Origin of the sequence: Pseudomonas germanica (assembly GCF_019614655.1) — a bacterium.
Lineage (GTDB): Bacteria > Pseudomonadota > Gammaproteobacteria > Pseudomonadales > Pseudomonadaceae > Aquipseudomonas > Aquipseudomonas neuropathica.
Window position 1 is genome coordinate 6,337,432 of record NZ_CP071586.1, and the last position, 21,750, is coordinate 6,359,181.

Sequence of the window (21,750 nt, forward strand, 5' to 3'; positions counted from 1 at the left end):
GGTGATTCGTGGAATGATGTTTTCGTTGAGCCCGAGTGTACCTCAACAACTTTTGCGACACATAGGGTCAACCCGTGACCGTTTTGTTATTTTTAGTCATCACAAAAAAGATCGCAGCCTGCGGCAGCTCCTACAGATAAAACTCGGTCCCATGTAGGAGCTGCCGCAGGCTGCGATCTTTTGATCTTGCTTAAAGCGCAAACATTTCAGCCGGCAACTTCATCAAGCAATCACTGCCCGCCTCGATCGCCGCACGATGCGCCACCGTACGCGGCAACAAGCGCTTGAAGTAAAACTCGCAGGTCGCCAATTTCCCGCGCAGGTAATCCCCCTCGCCCTCGCCCGCCTCCAGTTGCGCCTGCGCCACCAGGCCCATGCGCAACCACAGATAGCCAAGGATGATGTAACCGCTGTACATCAGGTAGTCCACCGACGCCGCGCCCACTTCATCCGGGTTCTTCATCGCCGCCATCCCGACCTTCACGGTCAGGTCGCCCCACTGCTGGTTCAGCTCATTGAGCTGCGCAACGAAACCGCCCAGTTGCGGGTGTTCGCCGTTGGCCGCGCAGAACTTATGGACGATTTTGGTGAAGCCACGCAACAACTTGCCCTGACTGCCCAGCACCTTGCGCCCAAGCAGATCCAAGGCCTGAATGCCATTGGTGCCTTCGTAGATCGGCGCAATCCGACAGTCGCGAACCAACTGCTCCATGCCCCACTCGCGAATGAAGCCGTGGCCACCGAATACCTGCATGCCGTGGTTGGTCACTTCCAGGCCGGTGTCGGTCATGAACGCTTTGCAGATTGGCGTGAGGAACGCCAGCAAATCCTCGGCCTCCTGCCGTGCTTCGGCATCACCGCTCAGATGCGCGACATCGAGCAACTGCGCGGTGAAGTAGGTCAGCGCCCGATTGCCTTCGTTAAAGGCTTTCATGGTCAGCAGCATGCGCCGCACGTCCGGGTGGACAATGATCGGGTCTGCAGGTTTATCCGGGGCTTTGGCGCCGGTCAGCGCGCGCATCTGCAAGCGGTCGTTAGCGTATTTGATCGCGCCCTGGAAGCTTGCTTCGCCCAGACACAAACCCTGCATGCCGGTGCCTAGCCGCGCGTGGTTCATCATGGTGAACATGCAGTTCAGGCCCTTGTTCGGCTCACCGATCAGATAGCCCTTGGCGCTATCGAAGTTCAGCACACAAGTGGCCGAAGCCTTGATGCCCATCTTGTGTTCGATCGAACCACAGGAAACACCGTTGCGCTCGCCCGCTTCACCCGCCGTATCCGGCAAGAACTTCGGCACGATAAACAGCGAAATCCCTTTGGTCCCGGCCGGCGCATCCGGCAACTTGGCCAACACCAGATGGATGATGTTATCGCTCATATCGTGCTCGCCGGCAGAGATGAAAATCTTGCTGCCGGTAACCGCGTAACTGCCATCAGCCTGAGGCACGGCGCGGGTCTTGATGATGCCCAGATCGGTGCCGCAGTGGGCTTCGGTCAGGCACATGGTGCCGGTCCACTGGCCGGCGGTGAGTTTGCTCAGGTAGGTGTCTTTCTGCTCGGCGCTGCCATGGGCATGGATCGCCGACATCGCGCCGTGGGTCAGGCCCGGGTACATGCCCCAGGAAGTGTTGCTGGAGCCGACCATCTCACTGATCACCAGCCCCAGCGAACTTGGCAGCCCTTGGCCGCCGTAGCTCGGATCTGCCGCCAGACCATGCCAGCCACCTTCGACATATTGTGCGAATGCCTGCTTGAAGCCTGTAGGCGTTGTCACCACACCGTTGTCGAAATGGCAGCCCTCTTCGTCACCGCTGCGATTGAGCGGTGCGAGCACGTTCTCGCAGAACTTCGCGCCCTCTTCGAGGATCGCGTTGATCATGTCCGGGCTGGCGTCGTGGGCGCCGAGGGCGGCGTAGTTGCTGTGAAAGTCGAAGACGTGGTCGATCAGAAAGCGCATGTCGCGCAGGGGAGCTTTGTACTCAGGCATGGTGGCTTCTCCGTCAGCAGATTTCTCCAACCTACTGCCGGCCACCACGCCCCACAATCATTGTGCAGGCGCTGAATGCGCCGTCATCACTCAACCTGCGGCCGTGTCCATGCGCACCGCGCCACGACGGTTCTGGCCGAACGCAACCACGCAGTTACGCCCCGCGCCTTTAGCGGCGTAAAGCGCCTCGTCGGCGGACTTCAGCACTTGTTCCGGGTTGCGTTGCTCCACTCGCTCGGCGACGCCGATGCTCACCGTGACCGAAACGCTGGAAGCACCGGAACCGGCGCGGCGCTGACGACCTTGCTGATCATCCTGCGGACGGTTTTCCTGATTGCGCAGTTGAATGCTGTAGGACGCAATCGACTCGCGGATCACCTCAAGGTGCGGCATGCACTCCTCAAGGGTTTTGCCTGCGAACACCAGGGCGAATTCCTCACCGCCATAGCGATACGCCCTACCGCCACCGCTGATTTTCGACAGTTTGCTGGCGACCAGACGCAAAACCTGGTCACCAACATCGTGGCCGTGGGTGTCGTTGAATTTCTTGAAGTGATCGACGTCGCTCATCGCCAATACATAGTTGCGACCCAAGCGCTGCATGCGTTCATTGAGCGCGCGACGGCCCGGCAGTCCGGTGAGTTCATCGCGGAAGGCCATTTGATAAGCCTCATGCGCAACCGCGGCGGCGATCATCAACATCACCTGACTGCACATGATGTTCAGGGTAAACGGCAGGATGAACGTTTTCGGCAGCATCCAGAACACACCGAGCAAACCCACCAGTTGCGCCGCATGCAGCGGACGCGGGTTGCGCCAGTATTGCCAGGCCAGCAGCAGGAACGCCGAGATGAACACTGGATACGAGAGCTGAATCAGACTCATCCACGCGCCGTGTAGCGCCGGCCAGCGAATTTCCGAGAGCCACATCAGCAATGCCTGGGGATAACTTTGCTCAAGCCCCAATGCCACGCTGCCAAAGGCCAGCAACACGGCGAAACGCGCGACCATGTCCTGGAACAGATGTGTACGTTCCTGCCATGCGGCGAACAAGCCGAACAACAACGGCAACAGCAGGCAGACGAGGTGGAAGACCACCGCAGCGTCTTCGCGGACCTTGCCATTGTCGCGGTAATAGTCGGTCTGGGTGTCGAGCAGAAAGTAGGCGATGTACACCGTGAGCATCAGAAACAGCTCGCGCTGACGGCGGTAAACCGCGCAATACGCGCCGCCCAGCAACAGCACCAACGTCGGCAACACGTTGAACAGCGACGTGAAGAATACGCTAAGGTCTTTGACGTACGCAGCCGCCAACCCCGCGAGTAACAACAGCAGTGAAGGTAGGAAATGGCTGAAACGTACAGCGGAAGAACGCGGCAAGGGTAAAGCTCCGACCCGTCATGGCAAAGAGGTGGCATTGTGCCTGCAATGCATGCAGTTAAGCACACACAATGTGATCCAGATCACACGCAGTCTCTTTAACGGCCGGAAACGCTGATTTCTGAGCCTTCGACCAAGGTTTTTTGCCTCCTTGGAGATGAAACCTCCTTCATGGCCATCATGCTTGATGGCCATGTCGGGAATTTCTTCCAGGAATACCCACAACCGGAGGAACTCCGCGCATAAAAAAACCGCTGCCCCCCAAGGGAGCAGCGGTTTTTCAACAGACCGCGTTAATGCTTAGTAGCCCAGTGCGAAGTCTTCTTCTTTCATGTCCATCAGGTTGTTGGCGCCCGACAGCATGGTGGCCACATGCGTACGGGTACGCGGCAGGATGCGCTGGAAGTAGAAGCGCGCGGTTTGCAGCTTGGCCGTGTAGAACGCCGCGTCGCCGGTGCCTTCTGCCAGCTTTTCAGCTGCCAGACGCGCCATGTCGGCCCAGAAGTAAGCCAGGCAGGCATAACCGGAATACATCAGGTAGTCCACGGAAGCCGCGCCGACTTCTTCGCGATCTTTCATGGCAGCCATACCGACCTTCATGGTCAGCTCGCCCCATTCCTTGTTGATCGCGGCCAGCGGTGCGACGAACTCTGCAACGGCTTCGTTGCCTTCGTTGTTCTGGCAGAACTTGTGGACGATCTTGGTGAAGCCTTTCAGGGCCTCGCCTTGCGTCATCAGCACTTTACGGCCCAGCAGGTCGAGTGCCTGGATACCGGTGGTGCCTTCGTACAGCATCGAAATGCGGCTGTCGCGAACGTTCTGCTCCATGCCCCATTCGGCGATGAAGCCATGGCCGCCGTAGATCTGTACGCCGTGGTTGGCGGATTCAAAACCGACTTCGGTCATGAACGCCTTAGCGATCGGGGTCATGAAGGCCAGCAGTGCGTCGGCTTTCTTTTTCTCTTCTTCGTCGACGCCGTATTTGACGATGTCGACCTGTTTGGCGGTGAAGTACACCATCGCACGGTTGCCTTCGGCGAACGCCTTCATGGTCAACAGCATGCGGCGAACGTCAGGGTGCACGATGATCGGGTCAGCGGCTTTGTCCGGCGCTTTCGGGCCAGTCAGGGAGCGCATTTGCAGACGGTCGCGAGCGTATTTCAGGCCGCCCTGGAAACCGATTTCGGCGTGGGCCAGACCTTGCAGTGCGGTACCCAGACGTGCGGTGTTCATAAAGGTGAACATGCAGTTCAGGCCTTTGTTCGCCGGGCCGATCAGGTAACCGGTGGCGCCGTCGAAGTTCATCACGCAAGTGGCGTTGCCGTGGATGCCCATCTTGTGTTCCAGCGAACCGCAACTCACTGCGTTGCGTGCACCGACGGTGCCATCAGCATTGGGCAGGAACTTTGGAACGATGAACAGCGAGATGCCTTTGGTACCAGCCGGTGCGTCCGGCAGGCGGGCCAGCACGATGTGGACGATGTTATCGGCCATGTCGTGTTCACCGGCCGAGATGAAGATCTTGGTGCCGGAAACCTTATAGGAACCATCGGCCTGAGGTTCGGCCTTGGTGCGCAGCATGCCCAGGTCGGTGCCGCAGTGTGGTTCGGTCAGGCACATGGTGCCGGTCCATTCGCCGGAAACCAGTTTGGTCAGATAGGCTTCTTGCTGCTCAGGGGTGCCGTGCTCGGAGATGGTGTTCATCGCACCGTGCGACAGGCCTGGGTACATGCCCCACGACCAGTTGGCTTCGCCAACCATCTCGCTCACTGCCAAACCCAGCGATTCAGGCAAGCCCTGACCGCCGTGCTCAACGTCGTGAGCCAGGCTTGGCCAGCCGCCTTCGACGAATTGCTTGTAAGCCTCTTTGAAGCCGGTCGGGGTTTTCACGCCGGACTCGCTCCAGGTGCAACCTTCGAGGTCGCCCACACGGTTCAGCGGTGCCAGTACCTGCTCACAAAACTTGGCGCCTTCTTCGAGAATGGCGTCAACCATGTCCGGAGTTGCGTCTGCGCAAGCCGGAAGGCTCTGATAGTGCGCTTCGTAGCCGAGCAGTTCGTCACGAACGAAGCGAATATCACGCAAGGGGGCCTTGTAGTCAGGCATAGCGATAAACCTCTGCTGATGTAACCGGGAATGAACGACCGTGTTGATTTGTTGTGACGGTCAAACAGTTGTTTGAAACATACGTTTACGCCGAAATCTTGTCAAGCATCGATCTTTTGCCGTTCGTCCCCGCATCTTTCAAACAGCGGACGCAGCAAACCGCCATGAGCTCGAACGAGTCATGGGCGCTGAAAAAAGATTAGTTGAGGGAGAAGGACTTACAACGAAAAACGCCGCGACAAAGCGCGGCGTTCAGGGTGTAGATGGTGAAAAATCAGGCGAAGGTGTCGATGATCGTACCGAGCATTTCGTCGGAAGCTTTGGCAACTTTTACGCCTAGCTCCACCTGAAATTTGCCCTGGGCCATTTGCACCATGTCGCTGCCCAGGTCCATTTGCTGGCTGCGATCAACGCCGCGCAGACGATCGACCTGCGCTTCCGAAGACTGGCTGGTGACCGAACGCTCAATGGTGTTGTTGGCAATCTGGCTGGCGGCCTGATCAACGCGGTTCTGCCCGCTTTGAATCGAGCTCAGACCTGCATAAAAAGCTGTGTTACCGGAGATTTCCATAACAGTTCTCATCCTTGGGAAGGATCAATGGCGCCATTGAACCAGAGGCGCCAGAAAAACACCCGTCAAAAACACTAATGGCACAGTGCCTGCCCATAGAGAAAAGCTTAGTCGAGCAGATCCAGTTGCAAATGATCCGCTACCGCTTCGGCACTCAAGCTCTTGAGTTTCGGCACGCGCCCAAGGCACGGCGCCGGAATTCTCTCGGCCAATGTGGCGAGGTTCTCCTCAAGCCGCGAAGTCTTCGGATCGATGATATTCGCCACCCACCCGGCCAGTTGCAGCCCATCACGGGCAATCGCCTCGGCCGTCAGCAAGGCATGACTGATGCACCCCAGCCGCACACCCACCACCAGAATCACCGGCAGCTTCAACGCAATCGCCAGATCCGACAGATTGTCCTGGTCCGCCAACGGCACCCGCCAGCCACCCGCGCCCTCGATCAAGGTGAAATCGGCGTTCATCGCCAGAATCTCGCGCATCGGCGCCAGCAACGATTGCACGGTCAACGCTACTCCGGCCTCACGCGCCGCCAGATGCGGAGCAATCGCAGGCTCGAACGCCACGGGATTGACCTGTTGATAAGTCAGCGGCAGCGAACATTCGGCCAACAGCGCCAACGCATCGGAATTGCGCAGCCCCTTGGGCGTCACTTCGCACCCGGACGCCACCGGTTTGCCCGCCGCTGTGCTCAGCCCGGCCGAACGCGCCGCGTGCAGCAACCCTGCGGCAACCGTGGTCTTGCCGACATCGGTGTCCGTTCCGGTGATGAAATAGGCTGCGCTCATACGGGTTTCTCCAACACGGCGTAGACCACCTGATAAGTCGCCGGCAATCCCGACGCTTCACGGAACTGCTCGTAAGCTTCCACCAGCCCGAGAATCCGCGCGCGCCCGGTCAAACCACCGGGCCGTCCGGGATTCAGATTGTGCGCACCCAAGGCCTTCAATTCATGGGTCAGGCTGCGCACATCGGGGTAATGCAGCACGTGAGGCTGATTCTCCAGGCTTAGCGTACGCAAGCCACTGGCCGTACACAGTTGCTCATAACGGGCGAACTCGCGGAAGCGGTTGACGTGCACCATCCCGTCGACCTGCCGCCAGCTGTCGCGCAACTCAAACAGCGTCCCGACACAAAGACTAGCAAACGCAAAAATCCCACCCGGTTTCAGTACGCGAAAGGCTTCGCTGAGCACTGCATCGAAATCCGCGCACCACTGCACCGCCAGGCTGGAAAAGATCAGGTCGCAAGTCGAGTCCTGCAACGGCAGACGCTCCGCATCGCCAGCAATGAAGTACTCAGCGCCGCCCAACGGCCGCGCGTGATCGAGCATGCCCTCGGCAATGTCCAGCGCCAGACCGTGCCCCTCGATAAAATGCGAGGCCAGTGCCCGGGTGAAATAGCCGGTGCCGCAGCCCAGATCCAGCCAGCGCGACGGTGAAAAATCCGCCGGCAAGCGTTGAAGCAATTGTGTACCCACATCACGTTGCAACTCGGCGACGCTGTCGTAACTGGCCGCCGCGCGGGAGAAAGAGGCCGCGACCTGACGCTTGTCAGGCAAGCCGCCAGGCAGCACAAGAGACAAATCAGTCATCACCGCACTCATGTAAAAAAGCCTGGATAGCGCCCGCCAGTCCGTGGGGGTCTTCCAGAAGGAACGCATGACAGGCCTGTTCGATCAGACCTATTTCGATGTCCGGCAACAGGACGAACAACGCCCCCGCCGCTTCCGCCGGAACGAGAGCGTCCTGTCCGGCGAACAGATGAAATTGCGGGCCGCGAAATGCTTGCAGTGCTTCGCGGGTGTCCAGTTGCGCGAGCAATTCCAGGCCCGCCATCAACACCGACGGCGCCGTGTGCGGTGCGCCGCCGAGCATCAACCGCGACAAGCCGCGCGCATCTTGTGCACCTTGAGCACAGAGCAGCGAAAAGCGTTTGAGGGTCAGCCGGGGATCGGCCTGGCAACCGGCGAGAAATGCATCGAAGGTCTCGCCCGGCATCGCGGTCGGCCACTGTTCATGGGCAACGAAGGAAGGGTTGCTCGCCAGAGTCAGTAAACCGCAGCAGCGCTCGCCACGGCGCGCCGCCAATTCGGACGCGAGCATGCCACCCAGCGACCAGCCACCGAGCCAGACGTCTTGTGGAATGCGTTCATCGAGTTCATCGAGCCAGTCTTGCAGGTCACTGGAATCCAGCTCCGGCAGCGGCTCGATTTCCACTTTCAGATGCTCGTCGAGCCCTTGCAAAGCGGCGGCCAGAGGCTCCATCGGCGACACACCGAGGCCCCAGCCGGGCAGCAGAATCAGGCGATTACGCATGGCTTGGCTCCGACGACAGTTGGGCAAAGCAATCGGCCAGTCCCTCTAACAATAGCTGCACCTGCGCCTCGCTGTGGGCGGCGGTCAGGGTCACGCGCAAGCGCGCGCTGCCGGCGGGCACGGTCGGTGGGCGGATGGCGGTAACCATCAGCCCGCGCTCGCGCAACATTTGCGACAACCGCACCGCGCGCCCGGCATCGCCGATCAAGATCGGCTGGATCGGCGTGAAGCTGTCCATCAACTCCAGGCCGATCTGCTCGGCGCCCTGGCGGAACTGGCGGATCAAGGTCTGCAGATGATCCCGGCGCCAGTGTTCAGTGCGTAGCAACTCCAGACTTTTCAGGGTCGCGCAAGCCAGCGCCGGGGGCTGGCTGGTGGTGTAGATGTACGGACGGGCGAACTGGATCAGGCTTTCGATCAGCTCTTCGCTGCCCGCGACGAAGGCGCCAGCGGTGCCGAAGGCTTTACCGAGGGTGCCGACCAGTACCGGCACGTCCTCCTGACTCAAACCGAAATGCTCGACGATGCCGCCACCGTTCGCACCCAGCGGCCCAAAACCGTGAGCGTCATCGACCATCAGCCACGCGCCTTTGGCCTTGGCTTCACGAGCCAATGCCGGCAGGTCAGCGAGATCGCCGTCCATGCTGAACACACCGTCGGTGACTACCAGCGTATTGCCGGTGGCTTTCTCAAGACGCTTGGCCAGGCTCACCGCGTCGTTGTGCAGATAACGATTGAAACGCGCGCCGGACAACAGACCCGCGTCCAGCAGCGAAGCGTGATTGAGGCGGTCTTCCAGCACCGTATCGCCCTGCCCGACCAGCGCCGTGACCGCGCCGATATTAGCCATGTAGCCGGTGGTAAAGAGCAATGCACGCGGTCGACCGGTGAGATCGGCCAGCGCTTCTTCCAGTGCGTGATGCGGGCCACTGTGGCCAATCACCAGATGCGAGGCGCCACCACCGACACCCCAACGTTCAGCGCCGGCGCGCCAGGCTTCGATCACTTGCGGATGATTGGCCAGGCCGAGGTAATCGTTGTTACAGAAGGCAAGCAACGGTTTACCGTCGACCACCACTTGCGGGCCTTGCGGGGACTCAAGCAGCGGTCGCTGGCGATAGAGATTTTCGGCACGACGGGCAGCAAGGCGTGCGGCGAGATCGAAAGACATGCAGGCCTCGACTTTCAAGTGACACAGATCCCTTGTGGGAGCGAGCCTGCTCGCGAATAGGCCTTCACATCCAACATCAATGTCGACTGAGGCACCGCTTTCGCGAGCAGGCTCGTCCCACAAGGGGTTTTGCATTCCTTCAGAGGAATCCGCGCAGCTTTAAACCGCGGCGTTGTAGAACTGCTCGCTGCTCTTCTGCTCCACCAGCGCCTGTTCGATTGCGGCCTGGTGAACCTCATCGGAATGTTCTTCACGAGCTTCCGGCTGAATGCCCAGACGCGCGAACAACTGCATGTCCTTGTCCGCCTGCGGGTTGGCGGTGGTCAGCAGTTTGTCGCCGTAGAAAATCGAGTTGGCGCCGGCGAAGAAGGCCAGGGCCTGCATCTGCTCGTTCATCGCTTCGCGGCCGGCGGACAGGCGCACGTGGGATTGCGGCATGAGGATGCGGGCCACGGCGAGCATGCGGATGAAGTCGAACGGATCGACGTCTTCGGCGTTTTCCAGCGGGGTGCCGGCAACTTTCACCAACATGTTGATCGGCACCGATTCCGGATGCTCCGGCAGGTTGGCCAACTGGATCAGCAGATTGGCGCGGTCATCCAGCGACTCGCCCATGCCGAGAATGCCGCCGGAGCAGATCTTCATCCCCGATTCACGCACATAGGCCAGCGTTTGCAGACGTTCGCTGTAAGTACGGGTGGTGATGATGCTGCCGTAGAACTCGGGCGACGTGTCGAGGTTGTGGTTGTAGTAATCGAGCCCGGCCTTGGCCAGTGCCTCGGTCTGATCCTGATCGAGACGGCCGAGGGTCATGCAGGTTTCCAGGCCCATGGCCTTCACGCCTTCGACCATTTTCAGCACGTACGGCATGTCTTTGGCCGACGGATGTTTCCACGCCGCGCCCATGCAGAAACGTGTCGAACCGATGGCCTTGGCGCGTGCTGCCTCTTCGAGGACTTTCTGCACTTCCATCAACTTTTCTTTTTCAAGGCCGGTGTTGTAGTGACCGGACTGCGGGCAGTACTTGCAGTCTTCCGGGCAGGCGCCGGTCTTGATCGACAGCAGGGTCGACACCTGAACGCGGTTGGCGTTGAAATGTGCGCGGTGCACCGTTTGCGCCTGGAACAGCAAGTCGTTGAATGGCTGTACGAAGAGTGCTTTGACTTCGGCCAGAGACCAGTCGTGACGCAGGGTGGCAGTGGTGCTCGCGCTCATGGGTAGTTCCTTGGTTATGCTTGGCTGGCGGCTGCGGGAACGGAATACCCACAGGCGCGACACGGATGTTCGGCATATTTAAGGAAGAGTCATGCGCTGTCAACCACGATACGAAGGACAGGTTTACATCTGTTTAAATAATGTACAGAGCTGCTTGCTTTGCGATGAGCCGGCAGAAGCAGAAATGCCAATCTGTGTGGCCTGCGAAACTGATTTGCCGTGGCTCGGCGACCACTGCCAGACCTGCGCTCTGCCACTCTTCGCCGCCGGCCTGACCTGTGGCGAGTGCCTGCTAGAGCCGCCGGCATTCGAACAGGTGGTGGTGCCGTGGCGCTATGGCTTCCCGGTCGACAGTTTGATTACGCGTTTTAAACACAACGCAAAATGGCCGTTTGGTCACCTGCTCGCCGACGTTCTCGGGCAATACCTGCAACATCGCTTCGATGAGGGGTTGCCGAGGCCTGATGTGTTGTTGCCGGTGCCGCTGGCGAACAAACGCCTGCGTCAACGCGGGTTCAACCAGGCTGCGATGCTGGCGCGGTGGTTGAGTCAGTCACTGGATCTGCCGTGCGAAGAACGGGTTCTGCGGCGAATCAAGGATACCGACGCTCAGCAAAATCTCGATGCCAAGGCGCGTAAAGGTAATCTGCGCAATGCTTTCAGCCTGATACCCGACTCCGATGTGAAAGGCCGGCATCTGGCGTTGATCGATGATGTGCTGACTACGGGTGCCACTGCCCAGGCAATCGCCCGGTTACTGATGAACGCAGGCGCTGCACGGGTCGATGTCTATTGCCTGGCCCGCACGCCAAAACCCGGAACCTGAGCCAGCACAATCCCTGTAGGAGTGAGCCTGCTCGCGATAGCGTCATCATTGCCAACATTTATGCTGACTGATCCACCGCAATCGCGAGCAGGCTCACTCCTACAAGGGATCTCGGCTCGACTTGACTCTCGCGTCGCTAGCGGCCAACTTCCACGTCCACCGCCACAAAAAAGCACCCATCCATGTCCATGCCTTCCCTGCTCTCCCAGCACATCGTCCGCCGTCCGCAGCGCATCGCCTTGCTGCAACACATCGCCGAACAGGGCTCGATCACCCGCGCGGCGAAAAGCGCAGGCCTGAGTTACAAAGCGGCGTGGGACGCCATTGATGAGCTGAACAACCTGGCGCAAAAACCATTGGTCGAGCGCGCCGTCGGTGGCAAGGGTGGCGGCGGTGCGAAACTCTCCAGCGAAGGCGAGCGCGTTTTGCGCCTGTACCAAAAACTGCAGGCCTTGCAGGCCCAGGTGCTGGAGGCAGCGGAAGACGCCAGTGATCTGGATCTGCTCGGTCGTTTGATGCTCAGAACCAGCGCACGCAATCAGTTGCACGGCAAGGTCGTGGCGATCGAAGCGCAGGGCCGCAATGACCTGATCCGCCTCGAACTGGCCGAAGGCCTGTGCCTCGACGCGCAGATCACCCATGACAGCACCGTGCACCTGGAGCTGCAAGCCGGCACTGAAGTGGTCGCCCTGATCAAGGCCGGCTGGCTGGAATTGCTCAGCAATGAGCAGCCTGCAACGTTTGGTCACAATCTTCTCAACGGCACCATCGAAGCAATTCTCGACGCCGAGGATGGCCCGAGCGAAGTGCGCATTGCCCTGCCCAACGGCCATACCCTCTGTGCCCTGGCGGAACCGCTGGACCTGCGCACTCGCGGGCTGGGCGTCGCACAACCGGTGCAGGTGCAGTTTTCGCCGTCCAATGTGCTGCTCGGCACGCCGCTGTAATCAGGCGCTGCAACGAAAGCGTCATCGACGCTCATTAAGGTGGCTGCCAAAACCATGCAGGGAGCCTGATGTGAGCCTATTAGAAGAAAACCAATCCACTGACCTGGAAAAAATGGTCGGCCTCAGCCGTCGCGGTTTCATCGGCGCCGGTGCGCTGTGCGGCGCGGCGATGTTCCTCGGCGGCAGCCTGTTGAGCCGCAGCGCGCTGGCCACTGGCGTCAGCGCCGGCAACAGCCGTCTGCTCGGTTTCGAGAGTATTCCGGCGGCAACCACCGACGTCATCACCCTGCCCAAAGGCTACAAGTCTTCGGTGCTGATCAGTTGGGGCCAGCCCCTGCAGAAGAACGGCCCGGCCTTCGACCCGAGCGGCAACGGCACCGCGGCCGCACAGGAAGTGCAATTCGGCGACAACAACGACGGCATGAGCCTGTTCGCCTTCCCCGACGACCGCAATCGCGCGTTGATGGCGATCAACAACGAATACACCAACTACCGCTACCTCTATCCGCACGGCGGCATGCCGCAATCGGCCGAAGACGTGCGTAAAGCACTGGCCTGCGAGGGCGTGTCGGTGATCGAGGTACAGCGCAAGAACGGCCAATGGCAGTTCGTTCAGGGCTCACGCTACAACCGCCGCATTCACGGCAACTCACCGCTGCGCATCAGCGGCCCGGCTGCCGGTCACGACTTGATGAAAACGGCAGCCGACAAACACGGCAAGAAAGTCCTCGGCACCTTCCAGAACTGCGCCAACGGCAAAACGCCGTGGGGCACTTACCTGACCTGCGAAGAAAACTTCACCGACTGTTTCGGCAGCAGCAATGCCCAGCAACAGTTCGACCCGGCGCAGAAGCGTTACGGCGTCTCGGTCGCCAGCCGCGAGATCAACTGGCACCCGTACGACCCGCGCTTCGACATGGCGAAAAACCCCAACGAACTCAACCGTCACGGCTGGGTGGTCGAGATCGATCCGTTCGACCCGCAATCGACCCCGGTCAAACGCACCGCGCTGGGCCGCTTCAAACATGAAAACGCCGCACTGGCCGAGACCGACGACGGTCGCGCCGTGGTGTACATGGGCGACGACGAGCGTGGCGAGTTCATCTACAAATTCGTCAGCCGCGACCGCATCAACCACCGCAACGCCAAGGCCAACCGCGACATCCTCGATCACGGCACCTTGTACGTGGCGAAATTCGACAACGGCGACAGCAACCCCGATCACCCGAAAGGCCAGGGCCAGTGGATCGAGCTGACCCACGGCAAAAACGGCATCGACGCCAGCAGCGGCTTTGCCGATCAGGCCGAAGTGCTGATCCATGCACGCCTCGCCGCCAGCGTGGTTGGTGCAACACGCATGGACCGCCCGGAATGGATCGTCGTCAGTCCGAAGGATGGCCAGGTCTATTGCACCCTGACCAACAACGCCAAGCGCGGCGAAGACGGGCAGCCGGTGGGCGGGCCGAACCCGCGCGAGAAAAACGTCTACGGGCAAATTCTGCGCTGGCGCACCGACCGTGACGATCACGCATCGAAGACGTTTGCCTGGGACCTGTTTGTAGTCGCCGGTAATCCGGGCGTGCATGCCGGGACGCCGAAGGGTGGCTCGAAGAACATCACCCCGCAGAACATGTTCAACAGCCCGGATGGCCTGGGTTTCGACAAGGCCGGTCGCCTGTGGATTCTCACTGATGGCGATTCGAGCAACGCCGGCGACTTTGCCGGGATGGGCAATAACCAGATGCTTTGCGCCGATCCCAAGACCGGTGAAATTCGCCGGTTCATGGTCGGGCCGATTGGTTGTGAGGTGACGGGGATCAGTTTCTCGCCGGATCAGAAAACCCTGTTTGTCGGGATTCAGCATCCGGGGGAGAACGGCGGGTCGACCTTCCCCGAGCATCTGCCGAATGGCAAGCCGCGGTCTTCGGTGATGGCGATCACTCGCGAGGATGGTGGAATCGTCGGCGCCTGACAGGCCCTCATCGCGAGCAGGCTCACTCCTACATTTGGAATGCGTGCGTTCCCCTGTAGGAGTGAGCCTGCTCGCGATAGCGTCAGCACAGACACCAACCACCTCCCCCGCTGCCATCTGCGCTACCATGCTGGGCCGGACGCGGCAGCCTGCTGCGCGCAGGAGTCAGCATGGCCCACCCGTTTGAAACCCTCACCCCCGACCTCGTGCTCGATGCCGTTGAAAGCATCGGTTTCCTGAGCGATGCGCGCATTCTCGCGCTCAACAGCTACGAAAACCGCGTCTATCAGGTCGGCATCGAAGACTCCGAACCGCTGATCGCCAAGTTCTACCGCCCGCAACGCTGGACCAACGAAGCCATCCTCGAAGAACATCAATTCACCTTCGAACTGGCCAACGTCGACATCCCGGTGGTAGCGCCGCTGATCCACAACGGCGAAACCCTGCACGAGCATGCCGGTTTCCGCTTCACCCTGTTCCCGCGTCGCGGCGGTCGTGCGCCGGAGCCGGGCAACCTTGATCAGCTGTATCGCCTCGGCCAGTTGCTCGGGCGCATCCACGCGGTCGGCGCGACCAAGCCGTTCGAACACCGTGAAGCCCTCGCCGTGCAGAACTTCGGCCATGCCTCGCTGAACACCTTGCTCGAAGGCAACTTCATTCCGAAAAGCCTGCTGCCGGCCTACGAGTCTGTCGCCCGCGACCTGCTCAAACGCGTGGAAGATGCCTACGCCAACACGCCGCACCAGAACATCCGCATGCACGGCGACTGCCACCCCGGCAACATGATGTGCCGCGACGAGATGTTCCACATCGTCGACCTCGACGACTGCCGCATGGGCCCGGCGGTGCAGGACATCTGGATGATGCTCGCCGGTGATCGTCAGGAATGCCTAGGGCAGTTGTCGGAACTGATGGACGGCTACAACGAGTTCCACGACTTCGATCCGCGAGAACTGGCGCTGATCGAGCCGCTGCGCGCCTTGCGCCTGATGCACTACAGCGCCTGGCTCGCGCGGCGCTGGGATGACCCGGCCTTCCCGCACAGTTTTCCGTGGTTTGGCACCGAGCGTTATTGGGGTGATCAGGTGCTGGCGCTGCGTGAGCAGCTATCCGCGCTGAATGAAGAGCCACTGAAACTCTTCTGATCACCACCTCCCCCTTGTAGGAGTGAGCCTGCTCGCGATAGAGCTTTGTCAGTCGACGTAAATGTTAAATGTCAGACCGCGATCGCGAGCAGGCTCGCTCCCACAATTGTCCGGTGTTCACAATTTCCCGACCATTGCGCTACGGCATTCGTAGACAAATCTCCTTACAATCCCTCCTTTGTTAGCTGCCTAAGCAAGGATTCTGCATGCAAGCCGCCAACCCGCGTCGCGGGTACATTCTGGGCCTGAGCGCCTACATCATCTGGGGCCTGTTCCCGATCTACTTCAAAGCCATCGCCGAAGTGCCGGCCGTTGAAATCATCATCCATCGAGTGCTGTGGTCGGCGCTGTTTGGTGCGTTGTTGCTGATGGTGTGGAAACACCCGGGCTGGTTGCGCGAACTGCTCGACAACCCTAAACGTTTGGCAATTCTGGCCTTGAGCGGCACGTTGATCGCGGCCAACTGGCTGACCTACGTGTGGTCGGTGAATAACGGGCGCATGCTGGAAGCGAGCCTCGGTTACTACATCAACCCGTTGGTAAACGTGCTGTTGGGCATGTTGATTCTCGGCGAGCGCTTGCGGCGGATGCAGTGGCTCGCGGTCGGCCTGGCGGCGGTCGGTGTGGCGCAACAGGTGTGGCAGGTCGGCAGTCTGCCGTGGGTGTCGCTGGTGCTGGCGTTGACGTTCGGCTTCTACGGTCTGATCCGCAAACAGGCGCCGGTCAAGGCGTTGCCGGGACTGGTGGTGGAAACCTGGATGCTGGTACCGATCGCGATTGCCTGGCTGCTGTTCAATCAGACCGCGACCAGCGCCCAACCGGAGTTCTGGACCACCTCGCAAGCCTGGTGGCTGGTAGCGGCCGGCCCGGTGACATTGGTCCCGCTGGTGTGCTTCAACGCTGCCACGCGTCACTTGCCCTACACCACCATCGGCTTCTTGCAATACCTGGCGCCGACTTTGGTGCTGCTGCAAGCCGTGCTGCTGTTCGGTGAGCATCTATCGTCCAGCACACTGGTGGCGTTTATCTTCATTTGGGCCGGCCTGGCCGTTTACAGCGTCGATGCCGTGATCAGTTTACGCCGGCGCAGCTGATCAAAAAACGTACAAACCCTCACAGGCCACGGTTCTCGTGGCCTGCATCGTTCCTTCCCAAGGTTATCCACATCGTGATCCCCGCCGTTTGTGTGCAAGTCACTGAATGTTGGCGGTTTTTTGATCAGTTCCGCGCAAGCCCCGGCCGGCTTGGCGCTGCGCCCGGTCTCTACAGGTTATCCACAGGCAGGTGCACGTTAAAACTGGATAACCCGGTCAGCGCTTAACTGTCTGTGCGTAACACCAGTTCGACCATCAGATCATCAGCCAGGGTTTCCAGCCGCGACTGCAATACATCCAGCGACAGGGTTAGCGGTACCGCGAGAATCGCTTCGGCGTGGAACAGCGGTTCGCTGCTCATCGGTGCCGGACGCACTTCAGTCACCAGCCGCTCAAGGTTGACGCCCTGCTCGCTCAACAGCCGAGTGATGTCGCGGACGATACCGGGCCGGTCATTGCCCACCAACTCCATGGCGATCGGCTTCCAGGTGCAGGATTGCTCGATGCCACTCTCGGCAATCAATACGCGAATGCCATGCGTCGACAATGCTTGTAAGGCATCGACTAATTCGTCGTAAGCCTCTGCCGGCACCCCCACCCGAAGAATCCCGGCGAACTGCCCGGCCATCCGCGACATGCGGCTTTCCAGCCAGTTACCGCCGTGTTCGGCAATGCATTGGGCGATGCGCTCGACCTGCCCGGGCTTGTCCGGGGCGAATACGGTGAGTACGAGATGGTCCATGGCGCAGCCCTCTTGTCATGACTTTTGTTGTAGAAGGGCAAGTATAGGCAAGGGACGGTCCGCCGCCTCAGACGCCCGAAACAACAAATCGTGTACAACTTTTTATATTTAGCTGGAACAATCTATCTGTTTTTTGAGAACATCCCGTTCCGCGATGTGACCGCAATGCGACATGAGGTCGCAGAACGACGTAATTAGTCTGATTTTCACAAGCGCAACTCATCATGTAGTATGCCGCAGCGCGCACTACATAACGCTGAATCGATGTCTGCCCAAAGCCTGTTCGCAACCCTGAAAGCCCCGTCAGCAAGGCCCCAAGCCGTTGATTGGTCCCAGCCCAGCCGCCAGCAATGGCATGTACTGGTCGGCAGGTTTGTGGTTTAAATGGCCAGAGGCTTCATTGTCAAATTGAAGAGCTGAAAAGCGAAATAGCTGAGCAGAGTGAGGCAAGCAATGACTGAACACGTTCAAGTCGGTGGCCTGCAGGTCGCCAAAGTCCTGTTCGACTTCGTGAACAACGAAGCCATTCCCGGTACCGGCCTCACCGCCGAAAAATTCTGGGAAGGTGCCGACAAGGTCATTCATGACCTGGCGCCGAAGAACAAAGCCCTACTCGCCAAACGCGATGACTTCCAGGCTCGTATTGACGCCTGGCATCAGGAACGCAACGGTCAGGCGCACGACGCCGTGGCCTACAAAGCCTTCCTGCAAGAAATCGGTTATCTGTTGCCAGAAGCGGCTGATTTCCAGGCAACGACGCAAAACGTCGATGATGAAATCGCCCTCACCGCCGGCCCGCAACTCGTTGTGCCGGTGATGAACGCCCGCTTCGCTCTCAATGCCTCGAATGCCCGCTGGGGTTCGCTGTATGACGCCCTCTACGGCACCGACGCAATCAGCGAAGAAGGTGGCGCGGAAAAAGGCAAAGGCTACAACAAGGTGCGTGGCGACAAAGTCATCGCCTTCGCCCGTGCCTTCCTCGACGAAGCCGCGCCATTGGCTGCTGGCTCCCACGTCGATTCGACCGGCTACAAAATCGCCGACGGCAAACTGCTGGTCACCCTCAAGGGCGGCAGCAACAGTGGTCTGCGCGACGATGCACAACTGATTGGTTTCCAGGGCGACGCCAACGCGCCAATCGCGATCCTGCTGAAACACAACGGTCTGCATTTCGAAATCCAGGTCGACGCCACTACCCCGGTTGGCCAGACCGACCCGGCCGGCGTCAAAGACATCCTGATGGAAGCGGCGCTGACCACCATCATGGACTGCGAAGACTCCGTGGCCGCCGTCGATGCCGACGACAAAGTGGTGATCTACCGTAACTGGCTCGGCCTGATGAAGGGCGATCTTTCGGAAGAAGTCGCCAAGGGTGGTCAGACCTTCACCCGCACCATGAACCCGGATCGCACCTATACCGCGCCAAATGGCGGTGAAGTGACGTTGCACGGTCGTTCGCTGCTGTTCGTGCGCAACGTTGGCCACTTGATGACCATCGACGCGATCCTCGACAAAGACGGCAACGAAGTTCCGGAAGGCATCCTCGACGGTCTGGTGACTTGCCTGGCGGCGATGCACAACCTCAACGGCAATACCTCGCGTCGTAACACCCGCACCGGCTCGGTCTACATCGTTAAACCGAAGATGCACGGCCCGGAAGAAGCAGCGTTCACCAACGAGCTGTTCGGCCGCATCGAAGACGTGTTGGGCCTTACGCGCAACACCCTGAAAGTCGGGATCATGGACGAGGAGCGCCGCACCACGGTCAATCTCAAGGCCTGCATCAAAGCGGCCAGCGAGCGCGTGGTGTTCATTAACACCGGTTTCCTCGACCGCACTGGCGACGAAATCCACACCTCCATGGAAGCCGGCCCGGTGGTACGCAAGGCCGACATGAAGGCTGAGAAGTGGATCGGCGCTTACGAAAACTGGAACGTCGATATCGGTCTGAGCACCGGCCTGCAAGGTCGCGCGCAAATCGGTAAAGGCATGTGGGCGATGCCGGACCTGATGGCGGCGATGCTCGAACAGAAAATCGCGCACCCGTTGGCCGGTGCTAACACCGCTTGGGTGCCGTCGCCGACTGCTGCTGCGCTGCACGCGCTGCACTACCACAAGGTCGACGTGTTCGCCCGTCAGGCCGAACTGGCCAAACGTGCTCGCGCTTCGGTAGACGATATCCTGACCATTCCGCTGGCGGTCAACCCGAACTGGACGCCTGAGCAGATCAAGAACGAACTGGACAACAATTCCCAGGGCATTCTTGGCTATGTGGTGCGCTGGATCGACCAGGGCGTGGGTTGCTCGAAAGTGCCGGACATCAATGACGTCGGCCTGATGGAAGACCGTGCCACGCTGCGTATCTCCAGCCAGCACATCGCCAACTGGCTGCGCCACGGTGTAGTCACCGAAGCGCAAGTGATGGAAAGCCTCAAGCGCATGGCGCCGGTGGTGGATCGTCAGAACGCCAACGACCCGCTGTACCGTCCGCTGGCACCCAACTTCGACAGCAACATCGCCTTCCAGGCGGCGGTCGAACTGGTGATCGAAGGCACCAAACAGCCGAACGGCTACACCGAGCCGGTGCTGCACCGTCGTCGTCGCGAGTTCAAGAAGGCCAACGGCCTGTAACTTGCGCTGAATGCCGGACATGAAAAAGCCCTGATCGAAAGATCAGGGCTTTTTTGTTTGTGCTGTGGATTGGATTTTTGTGGTGGGCTTGAAATCCATCCCCCCTCACCCCAGCCCTCTCCCCCAGGGGGTAGAGGGGGAAAGGGAGCAGATCTGTATGCTTTTCAAAATCTGAGCTCGACTCAGGAATTGCCAAGGGTAGAGGGGAAAGGGAGCCGATCTCTGTGCTTTTCAAAATCTGAGCTCGGCTCAGGAATTGCCAAGGTTAGAGGGGAAAGGGAGCCGATCTCTGTGCTTTTCAAAATCTGAGCTCGGCTCAGGAGTTGCCAAGGGTAGAAGGGAAAGGGAGCCGATCTTTGTGCTTTCAAAACCGGAGTTCGACTCGGGAATCTCAGGTCGGTGTACCTCAAACATTCACCGCGGTCAGTCCCCTCTCCCTCCGGGAGTGTATGTACCGGAGACATGGTGGACACATGTTCGGAGACATGGTGGACGGTTTTAGATCTTCTTACCTGCCGTCACGATCTGCAAGTTCAAGTCGATTCGGGCGATACGATGTCTACTCCAGTAGACATCGTGGATGCCGTCCTCCGTCGTTTCCCTGATAGCCACTGACCTCCCGTAAAATGCCTTTCCAACTGTGTATTCACGATTGCCCCAGTAGATCTCGCCCTTCACCTGAACCTTCCTGACCACATCCCCATCATCGTACTCAGGCGCCGCCGGTTGCTCCTGATATTCCCGCGGGCTACTGCTGTAGCGAGTAGCAGGAACCTGCATGCCCAGTGCTTGATGCGGGCGCTTCTGGTTGTAAATCTCACGCCAGATATCAAACGCCCGTTGCGCATCGTCCAGATCGATGAAGAGCTGGCCTTGCAGGACTTCCCTTTTCAGGCTGCGGTGGAAGCGCTCCAGCTTTCCCTGGGTTTGCGGGTGATAAGGTCGGGAGTGGCCGACCTTGATGCCCTGGCTCATCAGCCAGACCTCCAGTGCGGTATAAACACCTGTCTGATCACCCCATGGCGAACCGTTGTCCATCGTCATGCGTAAAGGCAGGCCGAAACGCCGAAAGGTCCTGATTAGATGCTCCTGAACGGTTTGGCGCTGCTCATTAATGCATGCCGCGATGCACAGCGAAAACCGTGAATGATCGTCCAATATCGTCAACGGATGGCAACGCCCCTGAGCCAGGCTGATATGTCCCTTGAAGTCCATCTGCCAAAGATCGTTGGGCGCTTCATGCTCGAACCGGATAAACGGTTTGATCTCAGCGGCCTTTGGATCAACGCGCGAATGACGCTGTAAAACCGCATGCACGGTACTGACCGAAGGCATCACTTTGCCGTCGTCTTCCAGCACACGCTTGAGCTTGCGAGCGCCCCAAGCGGCGTACTCCTGACTCACGGTCAGAATCTGCTGCTCAACATCGTCAGCGCAACGTTTGGGTGATGTCTTTGGTTGTCGAGACTGATCGATCAATCCCTCTGCACCTGAGGTCTCAAACCTGTTGAGCCATTTGTAGGCAGTGCTTGGGCTGATATTGAATCGACGGCAAAGCTGCCGAACATTGGCCCCTTCTTGCCGAGCCAACAGCACGAATTCTGAACGAAGCTGCACGGTGGACACCTCTTCCCAAGACACAGGC

Annotated in this window: 17 protein-coding genes; 6 read left to right on the forward strand and 11 right to left on the reverse strand. The window is 59.6% G+C overall.

What is annotated here, in order from left to right:
* Positions 1 to 190: 190 nt before the first annotated feature.
* The 9 genes from J0G10_RS28195 to bioB form a co-directional block, all read right to left on the reverse strand.
* Positions 191 to 1,987: an acyl-CoA dehydrogenase C-terminal domain-containing protein gene (locus J0G10_RS28195; RefSeq protein WP_220557080.1), complete on the reverse strand. Its 1,797-nt coding sequence runs from the start codon at positions 1,985 to 1,987 to the stop codon at positions 191 to 193.
* A gap of 90 nt (positions 1,988 to 2,077) precedes the next feature.
* A complete protein-coding gene (locus J0G10_RS28200) occupies positions 2,078 to 3,367 on the reverse strand; it encodes a GGDEF domain-containing protein (protein ID WP_095050296.1) in 1,290 nt (429 codons plus the stop codon).
* A gap of 300 nt (positions 3,368 to 3,667) precedes the next feature.
* A complete protein-coding gene (locus J0G10_RS28205; RefSeq protein ID WP_095050295.1) occupies positions 3,668 to 5,473 on the reverse strand; it encodes a phenylacyl-CoA dehydrogenase in 1,806 nt (601 codons plus the stop codon).
* A gap of 274 nt (positions 5,474 to 5,747) precedes the next feature.
* On the reverse strand, positions 5,748 to 6,044 hold the full coding sequence (locus tag J0G10_RS28210; RefSeq protein ID WP_093429944.1) for a pyrroloquinoline quinone biosynthesis protein PqqE: 297 nt from the start codon (positions 6,042 to 6,044) through the stop codon (positions 5,748 to 5,750).
* Between the two features lie 107 nt (positions 6,045 to 6,151).
* Complete coding sequence (gene bioD, locus J0G10_RS28215) at positions 6,152 to 6,832, reverse strand: dethiobiotin synthase (RefSeq protein WP_095050294.1); 681 nt, start codon at positions 6,830 to 6,832, stop codon at positions 6,152 to 6,154.
* Entirely contained in the window at positions 6,829 to 7,638 is an 810-nt protein-coding gene (gene bioC, locus J0G10_RS28220) for a malonyl-ACP O-methyltransferase BioC (RefSeq protein ID WP_095126230.1), read from the reverse strand. The genes bioD and bioC overlap by 4 nt, the downstream gene beginning before the upstream one ends.
* Positions 7,631 to 8,362, reverse strand: coding sequence for an alpha/beta fold hydrolase (locus J0G10_RS28225; protein WP_220557081.1), 732 nt, complete (start codon positions 8,360 to 8,362; stop codon positions 7,631 to 7,633). Before J0G10_RS28225 ends, bioC begins: the two co-directional genes overlap by 8 nt.
* Positions 8,355 to 9,533 carry an 8-amino-7-oxononanoate synthase gene (gene bioF / locus J0G10_RS28230; RefSeq protein ID WP_095050335.1) on the reverse strand — a complete coding sequence of 393 codons (1,179 nt, stop codon included), beginning with the start codon at positions 9,531 to 9,533 and terminating at the stop codon, positions 8,355 to 8,357. The genes J0G10_RS28225 and bioF overlap by 8 nt, the downstream gene beginning before the upstream one ends.
* 159 nt (positions 9,534 to 9,692) lie before the next feature.
* The gene (bioB, locus tag J0G10_RS28235; RefSeq protein ID WP_007910031.1) at positions 9,693 to 10,748 is read right to left on the reverse strand and encodes a biotin synthase BioB; all 1,056 of its coding nucleotides are present in this window, start codon (positions 10,746 to 10,748) and stop codon (positions 9,693 to 9,695) included.
* Between the two features lie 91 nt (positions 10,749 to 10,839).
* Here bioB and J0G10_RS28240 point away from each other — a divergent pair, with 91 nt between their 5' ends.
* The 5 genes from J0G10_RS28240 (at position 10,840) to rarD (ending at position 16,732) form a co-directional block, all read left to right on the forward strand.
* On the forward strand, positions 10,840 to 11,574 hold the full coding sequence (locus J0G10_RS28240) for a ComF family protein (RefSeq protein WP_220557082.1): 735 nt from the start codon (positions 10,840 to 10,842) through the stop codon (positions 11,572 to 11,574).
* 182 nt (positions 11,575 to 11,756) lie between these two features.
* Positions 11,757 to 12,521 carry a TOBE domain-containing protein gene (locus tag J0G10_RS28245; RefSeq protein WP_220557083.1) on the forward strand — a complete coding sequence of 255 codons (765 nt, stop codon included), beginning with the start codon at positions 11,757 to 11,759 and terminating at the stop codon, positions 12,519 to 12,521.
* Positions 12,522 to 12,591: 70 nt separating this feature from the next.
* Positions 12,592 to 14,493: a PhoX family protein gene (locus J0G10_RS28250; protein ID WP_093429938.1), complete on the forward strand. Its 1,902-nt coding sequence runs from the start codon at positions 12,592 to 12,594 to the stop codon at positions 14,491 to 14,493.
* A gap of 170 nt (positions 14,494 to 14,663) precedes the next feature.
* Positions 14,664 to 15,638, forward strand: a complete 975-nt coding sequence (locus J0G10_RS28255; RefSeq protein ID WP_093429937.1) for a serine/threonine protein kinase — start codon at positions 14,664 to 14,666, stop codon at positions 15,636 to 15,638.
* A 206-nt stretch (positions 15,639 to 15,844) separates the two neighbouring features.
* Positions 15,845 to 16,732, forward strand: a complete 888-nt coding sequence (gene rarD, locus J0G10_RS28260; RefSeq protein ID WP_093429936.1) for an EamA family transporter RarD — start codon at positions 15,845 to 15,847, stop codon at positions 16,730 to 16,732.
* 223 nt (positions 16,733 to 16,955) lie between these two features.
* On the opposite strand, the gene J0G10_RS28265 is transcribed toward rarD, so the two are convergent.
* Positions 16,956 to 17,474 carry a glycine cleavage system transcriptional repressor gene (locus J0G10_RS28265; RefSeq protein WP_093429935.1) on the reverse strand — a complete coding sequence of 173 codons (519 nt, stop codon included), beginning with the start codon at positions 17,472 to 17,474 and terminating at the stop codon, positions 16,956 to 16,958.
* Positions 17,475 to 17,927: 453 nt separating this feature from the next.
* On the opposite strand from J0G10_RS28265, the gene J0G10_RS28270 reads away from it, so the two are divergent.
* On the forward strand, positions 17,928 to 20,105 hold the full coding sequence (locus J0G10_RS28270) for a malate synthase G (RefSeq protein ID WP_220557084.1): 2,178 nt from the start codon (positions 17,928 to 17,930) through the stop codon (positions 20,103 to 20,105).
* 498 nt (positions 20,106 to 20,603) lie between these two features.
* Here J0G10_RS28270 and J0G10_RS28275 read toward each other — a convergent pair whose 3' ends face one another.
* The gene (locus tag J0G10_RS28275; protein WP_220556126.1) at positions 20,604 to 21,746 is read right to left on the reverse strand and encodes an IS481 family transposase; all 1,143 of its coding nucleotides are present in this window, start codon (positions 21,744 to 21,746) and stop codon (positions 20,604 to 20,606) included.
* Positions 21,747 to 21,750: the final 4 nt, after the last annotated feature.